Here is a 13121-nt window from a genome sequence, read left to right on the forward strand (position 1 = left end):
TTTATCCCTCCCGCATCAGACCCGTTCGCCCGTAGCGAAAGGCCGCATCGTTGATCCTGAATGTGATTGCGCCATCAACCACTTGCGGCTCGACCGGCCCTTCGGAAAAGGCGCCCTGCCAGTGCGAAGGCAGGGTGATGCCGGTGATCTGTTCGCCGAACGGGCTGGTGACCGGCGCGGCAAAGTCGATGCGCGCACCCTCCGCGCCAAGCCGGGTGCGGACTTTTTCCTCCACATCGGCAAACGGCGGCAGGTCTGTAAAATCGCGATCGACGGGGAGCCGCAGATGTTTGGCCAATTGGGCGTCGGCAACATGATTGCCGTAAACGCCGGCCCAATAGGTCTGCCACAGTGGGCCGAGTTCTGCGCTCAGCGCGTCGATGCGCTCGGGATGCGTGGCGCTTTCCACGAGAAGGCGGTTCATCTCCGGGATCACCCAGGTGGGGTGATCGCGCACCAGCCTGCGCGTCAACTCACAGGCATGCAGGTTGCGATAGACGCCGCCGCCATCGCGGAACTGTCCAAGACCATTTTCGAATGCGGGCTTTGCCAACCGGTCCAATCCGTCCTCCGGCGACAGAACCAGGCATTGCGGCGCCTCGAAATTTTCCGGGCGTCCCAACTCATGGCGATGCAGCCGGCCGATCCGCTGAAGCAGCACATCGACCGGGCAGAGATCGGTGATCAGCAGATCGGCATCGATATCGAGGGACTGCTCCAGTGTCTGGGAACCGACGATGATGACGCCTTCTGTTTCACGAATTCTGGTGTCAGGGCTGAGAAGGCGCTCCACATGGGCGTCAAGAAGCCTTCGATCTTCGGCGGCAAAGCGCGAATGGTGCAGGGCTGCCCCGCCCGCCACCTGCATGAGAAGAGTTTCGCCACCCAGCTCGCGCACCGCTTCGAACGTCTCCTGCGCCGCCCGCACCGTGTTTCGGATGACGAGAACCTTTGCGCCTTGCCGGGCCGCTTCGATGGCGTGCCTTGCCGCAAGTTCGCCCGACCAGCCTGCCACAAGTGCCATGGCAACCGCCTTGCTGTGCTGGCCCGCGCGATCGACGCCCTGCAGACCATCCCGGCGACCCCAGACTGCGGGGTAGGGAGCCGCGATGGCGGTCTCGAAGTCCTGTCGTTTTCTGCTCCTGTTATCCGTGCTCAGCCATTTCGCGCGGGCTTCAGCGCCAAGCGTGGCAGACATCAGCATGGCATGGCCGCCGCGCTCCAGATGCATCGTCAGCAGATGGCTCTGGATATCGGTCATGTAGGGATCCGACGAATGGATCTCGTCGATCACCAGCAGCGAGCGGGAGAGGGCCGCTGCGCGCAGATGCGCATGCTTGACCTGAAGCGCTGCCAGCATGACCTGATCCACCGTGCCGACGGCAACGGTTGCGGCCAGATAACGGCGCCCGCTTTCGGCCGCCCATCGCGCAATGCGCCGGGCTTCATCCGGATCATCGTCCCACAAGACCTCGAAGGCCGGGAGTGTCTTCCCCGATATGTCGCCCGAGCGGAGATAGCCGGGCACGGCCTGCACGGCTTCAGGCGCCTCTTCCCCCATCAGCCGTCGCACGACATCATTCACCCGCTGATGGATCTGGCGTGCCGCCGCACGCGTCGGCAGCGCGAAATAGAGGCTGTCCACCCTTCCGGCTTCGAAGAGTTGCGCGAACCGCCAGAGGGCGGCTTCCGTCTTGCCGGAGCCCGTTTCCGCTTCGAGAATGACGAGCGGATCATCCAGCGACCACGCACCGGTGACTTCTTGGGCCGGACGCGGTTTCTTGCCGTCGGACAGCAGTTCGAACCGCGCCTTGCCTTCGATTGCGCTTCGCCAGCGCTGGACATCCAGACCGCTGCCGGCAACCGCACGGGCGGCCTGTTGCCGGGCGCGTTCCATGTAATCGGGGTCACACCCGGCGACGAAGGGAAAGAGGCTCTGGGTCGAGCCCAGCCAATCGGACAGCGACACCAGCCCGCAGAACAGATGCTGGAAATCGGGCCGATCGGGAAGCGGAGCGCCGCCTGCTGCAAAGGCAAGCGGGAACCAGGCCCGCATCAAGCTTCCCAGCCGGCGCGCTGCTGAAAGTGGCGCGTAATCAGGCCGGAGAACGGCTTCCCATCCCGTTCCGGCCTTTGGCTCTACGGAAAACGGGCGCCCATGATGCGCGATTGCCGCAAGAAGAAGACCGAGGCTGACACCCCAGCTGTGGAGTGCTGCGACATTGAGAGCGTCCGACAAGGCGCCATCCTGGACCCTGTCGAAGATCGCCGCGCCTTCCTGGACGTGACCGTGCGGGGTGAGCGGTGGCCAGGAGATCCCGGCGATATCTCCCTTGGCCTGGAAGCCGGGATGAAGTTTGCCGCAATCATGCAGAAAGGTGAGTGCCGCAAGGCGGGAGATATCGGTCTCCGTGAGGGCGCGACCCGCCGATCGCTCCATCCGGTTACGCACCACCGGCAGTTTTGCCAGGGCCTCGAAGCAGGCCGCAACGTCTGCGCAGTGATGCGCGAGATGGTGCGTCAACCCAAACGATGACTTTCCCCAGGGAAGCAGAGGCTCCACCGGTACTCCCCCAGTTCATGATATTGCACAACCAGAAGAGTGATTTTTCGAATCATGCGCAACTATTATGTTCCATGTCTCACAGGAAATCGGGCGCAAGTATTTCCTCGCACGGAGCAAAATCGTAAAATGTGCAAGGCTCGCGTATCGATGTTGCAGCGGCGCAAGATAATCCCGAGCTTGTCGAACATACGTCCGGTTATGCCGCCTGACGAGGAAGGATTGCATGGATACGTTAGAAAGCGGCGCGATGGCATCGCCAAGCCACGCTCTTGATCACCTCGTTGTCTAACGCTCTACCGGTACGTCAGTTGATCAGGCTACAGTCTGTGCAAATCATTGTGGAGTGGTGCGCCTTCGGTGACGATACTGCCTTTCTGCATCATGCTTTTAGAACGTTCCGGTGGTTAAAGGTGAAGGCCGAACGTCTCTGCTGGGAGATGCTGTCCGTTTCGTGTTTCGTGAATGAAAGAAGCTGATCATATCGGTAGATGATCTCGATGACGCCAAGGTCTACCGGGTGCCGGTTGGCGTCCCTTCGAGAGCAGACGTCCGTCTTATCCAACTCGATAGATCCCTTCGCCCCTGACCGGCCCGAACGTTACCAGAGCGCGGCCTATCCCCTTTAAGAGCACACTGGCGGCCGAATCCGCCTTTACGACAAGCCCGGCAACGGACCCCGCTGTCCATTGCGATGAACGCGGTCTTTCCTATGCCGAGCGTGCCAGTTGCGTACCGCGTCCGACATTGCTCAGGCCGAAATGGGAGCGGAGCGTGCTTCCCTCGTAGTCTGTCTTGAACAGGCCGCGCCTCTGCAGGATCGGAACCACTTCTTCCGCAAAAAGAGATAGCTGCCTGTTGATGATCGGCGGCATGACGTTGAAGCCATCGGCCGCTCCCGTTCGGAACCAGTCCTCGATGATGTCGGCGACCTCTTCGGGCGTTCCCGTCGCCACGAAGTGACCGCGGGCGCCAGCAAGCTTGCGAAGAAGCTGCCGGAGTGTGAGATTTTCCCGCAGTGTCATGTCGACATAACCGATCACCCGGCTCTTGGAGGCTTCCACCGTATCGGGGTCCGGAAAGTCATCGCGCGTCAGCGGACGATCAAGCGGAATGCCGCTGAAATCGTGTCCCCCGAAGCGGGCAGATAGCCGGGTCAGGCCAACCTCCGTGCTGGTAAGGGCGTCCAGTTCTTCCCAGACCTGCTCGGCTTCCCTGGAGGTCGAGCCGATCGCTGCACTGATGCCGGGCAGGACGACGATGTCTTCCGGCCGGCGACCATAGGCGATGGCGCGGTTCTTGACGTCGGAGTAGAATGTTCTTGCCGTGTCCTTGGTCATGTGGGCGGTGAAAATGGCCTCGGCCCATCGCGCGGCGAAGGCGCGGCCCGCATCGGATTGACCTGCCTGAATATAGACCGGGCGCGATTGCGGACTTTCAGGAACATTGAGTGGTCCCTTGGTCTTGTAGTGTTCTCCGGCATAGTTTGCCGGTCTGATCCGGTCACGGTCGAGATATCGCCCGCCCTCGCGATCATCGAGCACCGCATCGGCCGGAAAGCTCTTCCAAAGTGCATCGACCGCTTCCACGAATTCTTCGGCCAGCCTGTAGCGATCGCTGTGGTCGACATTCTGTTGCCGGCCGTAATTTGCACCCGCCTCCGGTGCCCATGAGGTAACGATGTTCCAGCCGGCGCGGCCCTTCGACAGATGGTCCAGCGTCGCAAACTGGCGGGCCAGCGTGTAGGGCAGGCTATAGGTGGTGGAGGCGGTCCCGATCAGGCCGATCTTGCGCGTATGGGCCGCCAGCAGCGACAGAAGCACGATCGGCTCCAGCGAGCCGGACGAGGCCAGGCCGCTGCTGTTGCCGGCCGCGAGGGTATCGGCGAGGAACACCGCGTCGAATTTCGCCTTTTCGGCGATTGCGGCTGCCTCGACGTAAAGGTCGAGATCCGTCAGCGCCTTGTGGTTTGCGTGTGGATGTCGCCATGCACCCTCATGATGGCCCCGCGACATGAGGAAGAGATTGAGGTGCAACATTCGGGACATGATCGGGCCTTTCAGAGGTTGCCGGCTTCCACGCCGAGGCTTGCGAGCAGACGTGCGCGCAGGAGGGAGAGTTCGGTCTGGTGCTGGTGGCGGGGATGGGCAAGCGAGACGGCGTGATCTTCGGCGATATGACCGTCCTTCAGCACAAGGATCCGGTCAGCCAGCAGAAGGGCTTCGTCAACATCGTGGGTGACCAGGATGATCGTCGGTCGCTGGTGCTCGACAAGACGCATGAGAAGAGCCTGCATTCTCAGCCGGGTCAGCGCATCCAGTGCGCCGAACGGTTCATCCGCAAGAAGCAGCGCCGGTGCACGCAGAAGAGACCTTGCGAGAGAAGCCCGCTGCTTCTGCCCCCCGGAAAGGGTGGAGGGCCATGCGGTTGCCTTGTCGCCAAGCCCCACATCGGCCAGCATCGCCTCGGCGGCGGCGCGCGCGTCCGGGCGGCGAAGACCGAGCTTGACGTTGTCGATCACCGTCTTCCAGGGAAGCAGCCGCGAGTCCTGGAACAGGACAGATACATTGTCCGGCCGGCTATAGTGCCCCTTGCTCTCGGCATCGTCGTCCAGGCCGGCGAGCGCGCGCAGCAGCGTCGTCTTGCCTGATCCGGATTCTCCGAGAAGTGCGACGAACTGCCCGGCTGGAATATCGAGTGAAATATGGTCGAGGACTGTCTTGCCCTTGAAGCTGCGGGAAAGATCACGAATGACCACGGCATGGGTAAGATGGGCGTTCATGAGCCGAGCGCCCGTCGATAGGAAAGCGCACGGCTTTCGATGAACCGGACGATGGCATCGGAGACAAGCCCGAGCAGCGCGTAGATGATGATCCCCACGACGATGATATCGGTCTGTCCCCAGTCACGGGCACGGTTCATGAGGTAGCCGATACCGGTCTGTGTATTGACGAGTTCCAGCACCACGAGCGCCGTCCAGCACAATGCGACAGCCAGGCGCAGGGACACGAAGAAGCCTGGAAGGGCGCCGGGAAGGGCAACGTGACGGATGAATTCCGCACGGCTCAGCCCGAGCGTTCGCGCCAGTTCCACATGACCGATGTCGATGCCGCGCAGGGCGGCATGCGTGTTGATGTAGACTGGAATGAGGACAGCCGTGAAGATGAGGAAGATCTTCATGGCTTCGCCGATGCCAAGCCAGATGATGACGAGCGGTATCAGGGCGAGGGTGGGGACTGCGCGCTTGATCTGGACGACGCCGTCGATCAGAGCCTCGCCGGTTCGCGTCAGGCCCGAAAGAAGGGCAAGAACGACGCCAGCGAAGACACCGAGAAACAGCCCCGAATAGGCGCGTGCTGCCGACGCCGCCAGATGAACGGGCAGACTGCCGTCCAGAACCATGTCGATGCCGGTCCTGACTGCCGTCGAAGGAGCTGCCAGCGTATTGGGAGACAGGACACCGAGCCGCGATGCGGCCTCCCATCCCATCAGGATGATCAGGGGGCCGATCAGCCGCCAGCCTGCCGGAAGTCTTTCAGGCGTCAGGCGCGCCGGTTTTTTCCTGTCCGTGCGATCGGCATTGCGCGTGATGCGCCTGTTGACAATGGTGCTGGTGGATATGTCTGTCATGTCGTCTCCGCGGTTAGCGGGACTGTTCGATGGTCTTGTCGAACGTGTCCACGAAGGATCCCTTGGCGTCGAAGCGTTCCCTGATCGAGCCTGCCTGATAGAGGATGTCGATCAACTTCTGATGGTGTGGGATCGCCTCTGCCGATGTCTGGAATACGAGCGGCGACTGGCCCTTGAGGATCGCCGCCGTATCCTCGGGCGAAACCCGCTGGAAGTCGGTATAATAGAGCTTTGCCCATGCCTTGTCGTTTTCGTTGCTCCATTTCCCGGCCTTGACGAAAGCTGCCAGGAATTGCCGGATGGCCTCCGCCTTGCCGGGATCGGCCAGTGCGTCCGGACGGGCATAGAAATACGACGTACTGGGCAGGAGCCTGCGCTCTTCGGGATCGACAACGGCGCTGGCGCCGGCCTGCCTAGAAAGCCTTGTCACGAATGGCTCCTGGAGCACGGCAACATCAACGGCGCCCGAACGCAGGGCGTCGGGAAGATCGGCAACACGAAGGTTGACCGGTGTGATGTCGCCGAGGGTCAGGCCGGCTCTGTTCAGGGCCTCGATCAGGTATACCTGCCGACCGGACCCTTCGACATAACTCACTTTCTTGCCCTTGAGTTCTGAGAGCTTTTCGATCCTGAGGCCGGCCCGGCTGGTGAGGCGGTATTGAGCGATCTCGCGTGTGAAGGTTGCAACGATCGGCAACAGCGTCCCGGAGGCACGGGCCTGGATTGGCGGCGTGTCGCCGACATAGGCGATGTCGAGTGCCCCGGCGCGGATTGCTTCGAGAATGGCCGGCCCGCCAGCGAAATTCGGGAAATCGACCGTGAAGGAAAGGGTCTTGCGTTGCCCGCTGGCCTCCAGAAGGTTGCGCACGAACTCGGCCTGGTCTGCAACGATCAGCTTTGTCGCTGGCTCGACAGCCCCTGCGGACACCGCCATCGAAGCGGTTGCGGCCAATGCCGTTGCGCAGACGTGCAGAAATGATCTTCGATGCAAGGGGTGATGCTCCATATGAGTCAATCAGCGTCCGCAACACCTGGGACGCCATCGGGACTGAACTCCCGCTAGCTTAGCGGCAATATTTTCAATCGATAGAAATTATGGACTTTAGCGATGGCCAGAACCGGAAATTGCTTCCGGCATCGGAGCATATCGTGGACGGTTATCCTGCCCGGCACCTTTTCCTGATATCGTGCTTCACCGGCCGTCGCGCGAAGCGGGCAAAGCGCTCACATCAACATCGAGAGGCAGCGCTTCTTCAGATCGGCGATGTCGAGGGATGCGCGATCACGCGGACGCGGAAGGTCGACCGTCACGATGTCGCGAATGCGTCCGGGGTTGGGCTCCATGACGATGACGCGGTCGCCAAGGTAAAGCGCCTCCTCAACATCGTGGGTGACGATCACGATGGAGACCTGATTTCTTTCCCAGATCGCGAGAAGTTCGTCCTGGAGCCGCATTCTGAGGATCGAGTCGAGAGCGCCGAACGGCTCGTCCATCAGCAGAATGTCGGGCTCCTGGGCGAGTGCGCGCGCGATGGCCGCACGCTGCGCCATGCCTCCGGACAGCTGCCGGGGATAGGCCTTGGCGAAGTCGGACAGTCCGACGAGGTGCAGGTAGTGACCGATCTTCTCATGCTTCTGCCGCGCCGACAGGGGGCTGGTGTCGAGAGCCAGTCCGACATTCGCCTCCACGGTCAACCAAGGATACAGCCGGTGATCCTGGAAGACCATGCCGACCCGTTTGCCCGGATCGCCGGCGTTGCTTCTCGTGATGGAGCCGCGGTATTCCGTGTCGAGGCCGACGATCAACCGCAGGAGTGTCGATTTTCCGCATCCCGATGCCCCGACGATGCCAAGAATCTCGTTGTGCCCGACGGAGAAATTGATGTCCTTGAGGACAAGTCGATCCAGTCCGTCCAGCGGATAGGACTTGCTGACATGCTCCACGAAAAGAGCGTTGGCCGAAGCGTTCATCGTAGGTCTTTCGTCCAGGGAGATAAGGCGTGCGACAGGCGGGTCGCCAGCGAATTCAGCAGCACGCCACCTGCCGCGAGCGTGATGACGCCGGCGAGAACGATGTCCATGCGGAACTGGTCGCGGCCGCTGGCGATGAAGCTGCCGAGACCACGACCGTTGCCGATGGCATATTCTGCGCCGATCGTTCCGATCCAGGCCGACAGGACGGCAATCTGGAGGCCGATGTAGATACTGGGCAGCGCCGCAGGCAGGTAGAGCTTCGTGATCCGGGTGAGATATGTCAGGTTCAGCACGCTTGCGACGTCCACGAGCGGGCGAGGAACCTGCCGGATCCCCTGTTCGGTGGCGAGGAACAGGGGAAAGAAGGCTGAAAGCGCGGTGAAGACCAGCTTTGTTGCCTCCCCATTGCCAAACCAGGCGGTCAGCAGGGGGATCCACGCGAAAAGCGCCACCTGCCGGATGCTGTGGACCGTCGGCGAAAGGCCAAGGGCGGCCAGCCGGTAGAGGCCTGTCAGATAGCCGGCTGTCAGACCGATCAATCCCCCGATCAGTCCGCCTGCCAGAACCCTTGCCATGCTTGTGCCAAGGGCGGCCCAGAGTTCACGTCCGGACGCGTCGAGAAAAGGCACGGCCACGACCTGCACAGGTGTCACGACAAGGGGGCCACGCACGAGGCCGAGCGACGTCACCATCCACCACAGCGAAAGCGCGCCCAATGGAAGAACGGCGCCCCGCAGACTGAGCAGACCACGGGCGTTCAGCCTAGCCATGAGCGCTCGCCCCCCGGACAATCGCCTTTTCCATCCTCCTGAGAAGAAGGTCGAGGAGGAAACCCACCGTGCCGACGACGATCATGCCGACAATCACGATATCGAGCTGGAACAGCGTCCGTCCCCAGACCATCAGATATCCGAGCCCATCGGAACCGGCGAGCATTTCAACGACGATCAGCGAGACGAAGGCCTGGCTCAGCGAAAGCCGGATGCCGCTTGCGAGAAACGGCGCCATGGCCGGAATGGTCAAGCGGAAGAAGCGTGTAGACCGGCGAATGCCCAGGACGTCGGCGACATCGGACAGCTTTGCCGGAATATTGCGCGCGCCATCGGCGGTGCTGATCGCCATCGGCACGAAACAGGCTTTTGCCAGGATGACGATTTTCAGCGTTTCCTCGATCCCGAGGATCAGGATCAGGATGGGGAGCCAGCCGAGCGAGGGAATTGCCGCCAGGGCGCGGAAGGTCGGGCCCAGATAGGCATCGGCCGAGCGCGAGGTGCCGATCAGAAGTCCAAACAGGAAGCCGGATGTCGCCCCAAGCAGGAAGCCTTCGGCAATGCGCCGGAAGCTGATGGCGGCAGCGGCGATGATATCGCCACTGACGACCAGATCGACAAATGTCTGCCAGACCCATGCCGGCTGAGGCAGCACCTGCGGCGAGACCCAGCCCCGCGCCGCACTCAGCCACCAGAAGAGCAGGAGCAGGAGAGGCGCCAGGGCGACGACCACGGCCGTTGCGACGAGGCGGCGGGCGCGCGGTGCTGCACTCTGCCCGTTCGAGGCTTTGCCCGGCAAGGACAGATGCAGGTCCACCTCGAAGGTTGACATCACCTTGCTCCGCTTCAGTTCTTCACGCTGCCGGTCGTGCCGCGATCCGGCCAGTAGGCCTCGAGCTTCTGCGAAGCGACAGCCTTATCGACATAGGAGCGGTCAACCCAGGCATCGAGGTCAACGTCGCGACGGATGAGCTTCTGTTCGAGGTTGAAGGCAATGCCGCTCTTGTAGCGGGCGACGAAAAAGGCGTCGAGACGCGGATTGTACTTGTCCCTGAGGGAGCTTCCCGCATTCGACTTGCGGATGACGTCGACGGGCGTTCCGGCGCGCGACCAGATCTGGAAGGCTTCCTCGCGGTTCTTCTCATCGCCCAGCCACTGGGCCGCCTTTACGAAGCCGTTGACGACTTTCTGGGTCGCTTCCGGGTAGGACTTGCGGAATTTGTCGGTAACGAGGAAGGCTCCGAAGCCATCGCCTGTCGCACCCGTATCCGAAGATTTGTAGAAGATCCTGGCCAGTCCCTTGTCTTCCAGCGGCAGCAGAAAATCTGCTCCGAACACGGCATCCACGCTCTTGGCGGCGATGGCGGCGAGCTGGTCGGCGTTCTTGAGATCGACGATGGTGATGTCCTTCTCGGAAAGCCCTGCGCCTTTCAATGCCGAAATCAGCCCCCAGTGGATGATCGTCGCCTTCTGAATGGCAACCTTCTTGCCCTTCAGGTCGGCAATCGACCTGATCTCGACATCCGGGCGCGCTGCTCCGAAGATGGTCGTGCCGCCATAGGATGCCACGATAACCGTATCGAGACCATTTGCCTTGCCGATGATATTGGGAACGGCCCCATAGGAGGCAAAATCGAGCTGGCCATTGGAGAGCGCTTCATTGATCGCCGGCCCGGTGCCGGTGAAATAGGTGAATTCCAGCTTGGTGGGGCTGCCCTTGAACTCGTCCGCGATGAAGCCTTTGGCGTCGGCAATCGCCTGAAGCCCCACGCCGAACGGCGTGCCGAAGCCAAAGCCGACGTCGCCGAGGCGGATGGTGGCGGGAGCATCCTCGGCGCGCAGCGGAGCGGATGACAGAGCCAGCGCGGCGGCCAGCAGGAAGGATGAAATCAAATGTCGCATGGTCGTCTCCAATCAGGGAATAATCCGTCCGGTCTCGAAGATCCGGTAACTCAGGTCGCCAGAGGTTCCGCGCGGTTTGGCGTTCTTCCAGCCCATCTCGCGACGAAAACTGCCCATGACGCCGCGTGCGATGAGATCCGCCTCGCTTGCGCCCTCGATGGCATCGGAGAAGGGCGACACGTAGAGCGCGTCGGTGGGGCAAAAGAGTTCGCAAAGGAAGCAGGTCTGGCAGTCAGACTGTCTGGCGATCACCGGAATTCCATCCGCGACAGCATCAAAGACATTGTCCGGGCACGCCTCGACACACAGGTCGCATTTGACGCACCGGTCGGCACTGACGATTTCAATCATGATGCATGGCTCATACGCTGCGGGGAAAGAGAGACGTAGCTGGTCCAGATATGATCAGTGCCGCCGGTATCGATCGCCTTGCGAAGTGCGCTGTTCTGCTCGGGGTGATCGAGGCGTCTCTGGAGACCGCGGCTCTCGCGTCGCAGAAGCGCGCTTTCGGTCACCCATCTTGCCGTTGCGATCAATGCCTCGGCTTCGCGGACCCTGGCGTTGCGTCGGCTGCGCCAGGTCTCATCAGCCCACAAGGCATTGAGGCTCTGTGACGCGGCAGTCAGCGTTTCCGCGGTCCGGAAAAACCCGCGGTCGACGGGAAGGATCTGCTGTTTGACGATATCCGTGACGTCCGCCACCGTGTCGTTGGCCTCTCCGCGATCCGAAGCCGCAACGGCGCTCACGCGATGGACCGTTCGCGAACGCCACAGCGGCCCAAGTGCCTTCACGAAGGCTGCCGCATCCTCCCCGGCCCAGGAGCCGGTTGCCATGGCCCAGCTCGAGTTCGGACCGCCACCGCCTGTCGTCGCTCCGGACATTGCCTGGCGCGTGGCGGCGTCCCCTGCGGCAAACAGCCCCGGCACCGTGGTTCCTGCACGGGCGTCGATCTTCAGTCCACCGGTGCCTCGCACGGTGCCTTCGTGTCTCAGCGTGATCGGGAATCGCTCGGTGAACGGATCGATCCCCAGGCGATCGAAGGGAACAAAAATGTTGGGTTGTCCGCGCCGGAAACCTTCCTGCAGCCTTGGTGGCGCCTTGTCGAGGACGGCATAGACGGAGCCTTTGATGAGTTCCTGCGCCACGGCGCTCTGCCGGTCGCCTGCTTCCCCAAGCACGTCTCCCGCTTCGTTGGTGAAGGTCCCCCAGAAGTAGACCACCCCTTTGGTGACACTCGAATAGGCCGGAGAGATGCCGTACTGCGCGGAGAACTCCATGCCGGACAACGTGGCTCCGGCCTCTGCGGCCATCAGATAGCCGTCGCCGGTCAGATTGTTCGTGCCCAGTGCGCCACTCAGGAAGGCGCAGCCGCCGCTTGCGATCACCACGGCTCCGGCATGGATCGCAAGCGCCTCGCCGCCTCTGCGGTAGCGGGCAATCGCGCCAGCCACGACGCCGTCAGACAGGAGCAGTTCCTCGGCGGGACAGTGATCGAGGATCTTGACCCGTGCCTTGATGAGTTTCTGCCGCATGAACCGCAGATAGTCCGGCCCGCGCAACATGCCGCGATAGGGGCGACCGTCTTCGTAGGTCGGGAACGGATAGCCCCAGTGCGCCAGAAGATCGAGATTCTCCACCGTTCTGTCGAGTACGGTTTCCACGACCGCCTGCTCGGCAAAACCCTGGCCGAGGCGCAGTCTCTGGTCGACGGTTGCTGCCCGCTCCGCTGTGCCGCGCTTGGTATAGATCGTCGTCGTGTTGCCTGCGGCGGTCGCGCCGCTGGTGCCGACATAGCCCTTGTCTATCAGAATGACGCTCATTCCGGCGGAGACTGCGTTCCACGCCGCCCAGCAGCCTGCAGGCCCCCCGCCGATGACCAGCACATCCGTTTCGGCCTTTTCGATTTTGTTCAGCATTCAACACCTCTGAAAAAAGTATATTTAATTTATAGATAATATCGAGAAATGCCTCTTTCGACGGTTCGACTGTTTTGAGAACGCCTTTCCAATCATCTGCATCCCCACCGGATGCGGCGGAGAGACGGAATGTGCCCGGCGCCAGGCCGTTGCGATCGGTCAGATCCGTGAAGGGCTGCAGTCGGCTCGTGTTGAGTTCGCTCTCGCCCGGCAGGGATGGTCGTCGAGCGAATAACCGGAAAGAGCTGAACTCGGCGTCAGATCGCTGAAAGCCGGAGGGATATCACGCTGTCCGGCCGGTCGACGTGAGGAGAGGTCCCAGGTAAGGCGAGGCTGGTGTTGACATCAGCAAAGATGGGACCGCCC

The 13121-nt window shown here is 61.9% G+C and carries 11 protein-coding genes; all 11 read right to left on the minus strand.

Annotation, left to right across the window (positions count from 1 at the left end):
- Position 1: 1 nt before the first annotated feature.
- On the minus strand, positions 2–2563 hold the full coding sequence (cas3, locus tag FNA46_RS02170) for a CRISPR-associated helicase Cas3' (RefSeq protein ID WP_142880703.1): 2562 nt from the start codon (positions 2561–2563) through the stop codon (positions 2–4).
- Positions 2564–3273: 710 nt separating this feature from the next.
- On the minus strand, positions 3274–4611 hold the full coding sequence (locus tag FNA46_RS02175) for an LLM class flavin-dependent oxidoreductase (RefSeq protein WP_142880704.1): 1338 nt from the start codon (positions 4609–4611) through the stop codon (positions 3274–3276).
- Between the two features lie 11 nt (positions 4612–4622).
- The gene (locus tag FNA46_RS02180; protein WP_142880705.1) at positions 4623–5345 is read right to left on the minus strand and encodes an ABC transporter ATP-binding protein; all 723 of its coding nucleotides are present in this window, start codon (positions 5343–5345) and stop codon (positions 4623–4625) included.
- Positions 5342–6193, minus strand: coding sequence for an ABC transporter permease (locus tag FNA46_RS02185; protein ID WP_142880706.1), 852 nt, complete (start codon positions 6191–6193; stop codon positions 5342–5344). Before FNA46_RS02185 ends, FNA46_RS02180 begins: the two co-directional genes overlap by 4 nt.
- A gap of 13 nt (positions 6194–6206) precedes the next feature.
- On the minus strand, positions 6207–7127 hold the full coding sequence (locus FNA46_RS02190; protein WP_210245848.1) for an ABC transporter substrate-binding protein: 921 nt from the start codon (positions 7125–7127) through the stop codon (positions 6207–6209).
- Positions 7128–7417: 290 nt separating this feature from the next.
- The gene (locus FNA46_RS02195; protein ID WP_185969691.1) at positions 7418–8164 is read right to left on the minus strand and encodes an ABC transporter ATP-binding protein; all 747 of its coding nucleotides are present in this window, start codon (positions 8162–8164) and stop codon (positions 7418–7420) included.
- Positions 8161–8937 carry an ABC transporter permease gene (locus tag FNA46_RS02200; RefSeq protein WP_142880708.1) on the minus strand — a complete coding sequence of 259 codons (777 nt, stop codon included), beginning with the start codon at positions 8935–8937 and terminating at the stop codon, positions 8161–8163. Before FNA46_RS02200 ends, FNA46_RS02195 begins: the two co-directional genes overlap by 4 nt.
- Positions 8930–9769 carry an ABC transporter permease gene (locus FNA46_RS02205; protein WP_142880709.1) on the minus strand — a complete coding sequence of 280 codons (840 nt, stop codon included), beginning with the start codon at positions 9767–9769 and terminating at the stop codon, positions 8930–8932. The genes FNA46_RS02200 and FNA46_RS02205 overlap by 8 nt, the downstream gene beginning before the upstream one ends.
- A 14-nt stretch (positions 9770–9783) precedes the next feature.
- Entirely contained in the window at positions 9784–10839 is a 1056-nt protein-coding gene (locus FNA46_RS02210) for an ABC transporter substrate-binding protein (RefSeq protein ID WP_142880710.1), read from the minus strand.
- Between the two features lie 12 nt (positions 10840–10851).
- Positions 10852–11190, minus strand: a complete 339-nt coding sequence (locus FNA46_RS02215) for a 4Fe-4S dicluster domain-containing protein (protein WP_142880711.1) — start codon at positions 11188–11190, stop codon at positions 10852–10854.
- The gene (locus tag FNA46_RS02220; RefSeq protein ID WP_142880712.1) at positions 11187–12755 is read right to left on the minus strand and encodes an FAD-dependent oxidoreductase; all 1569 of its coding nucleotides are present in this window, start codon (positions 12753–12755) and stop codon (positions 11187–11189) included. Before FNA46_RS02220 ends, FNA46_RS02215 begins: the two co-directional genes overlap by 4 nt.
- Positions 12756–13121: the final 366 nt, after the last annotated feature.

Source organism: Affinirhizobium straminoryzae, from assembly GCF_007004135.1.
Taxonomy (GTDB): Bacteria; Pseudomonadota; Alphaproteobacteria; order Rhizobiales; family Rhizobiaceae; genus Neorhizobium; species Neorhizobium straminoryzae.

Coding starts and splice junctions, on each gene's coding strand:
- FNA46_RS02180 (WP_142880705.1), bottom strand. CDS start 5,345: ATGAACGCCCATCTTACCCATGCCGTGGTCATTCGTGATCTTTCCCGC.
- FNA46_RS02185 (WP_142880706.1), bottom strand. CDS start 6,193: ATGACAGACATATCCACCAGCACCATTGTCAACAGGCGCATCACGCGC.
- FNA46_RS02200 (WP_142880708.1), bottom strand. CDS start 8,937: ATGGCTAGGCTGAACGCCCGTGGTCTGCTCAGTCTGCGGGGCGCCGTT.
- FNA46_RS02190 (WP_210245848.1), bottom strand. CDS start 7,127: ATGGCGGTGTCCGCAGGGGCTGTCGAGCCAGCGACAAAGCTGATCGTT.
- FNA46_RS02215 (WP_142880711.1), bottom strand. CDS start 11,190: ATGATTGAAATCGTCAGTGCCGACCGGTGCGTCAAATGCGACCTGTGT.
- FNA46_RS02175 (WP_142880704.1), bottom strand. CDS start 4,611: ATGTCCCGAATGTTGCACCTCAATCTCTTCCTCATGTCGCGGGGCCAT.
- FNA46_RS02205 (WP_142880709.1), bottom strand. CDS start 9,769: ATGTCAACCTTCGAGGTGGACCTGCATCTGTCCTTGCCGGGCAAAGCC.
- FNA46_RS02210 (WP_142880710.1), bottom strand. CDS start 10,839: ATGCGACATTTGATTTCATCCTTCCTGCTGGCCGCCGCGCTGGCTCTG.
- FNA46_RS02195 (WP_185969691.1), bottom strand. CDS start 8,164: ATGAACGCTTCGGCCAACGCTCTTTTCGTGGAGCATGTCAGCAAGTCC.
- FNA46_RS02220 (WP_142880712.1), bottom strand. CDS start 12,755: ATGCTGAACAAAATCGAAAAGGCCGAAACGGATGTGCTGGTCATCGGC.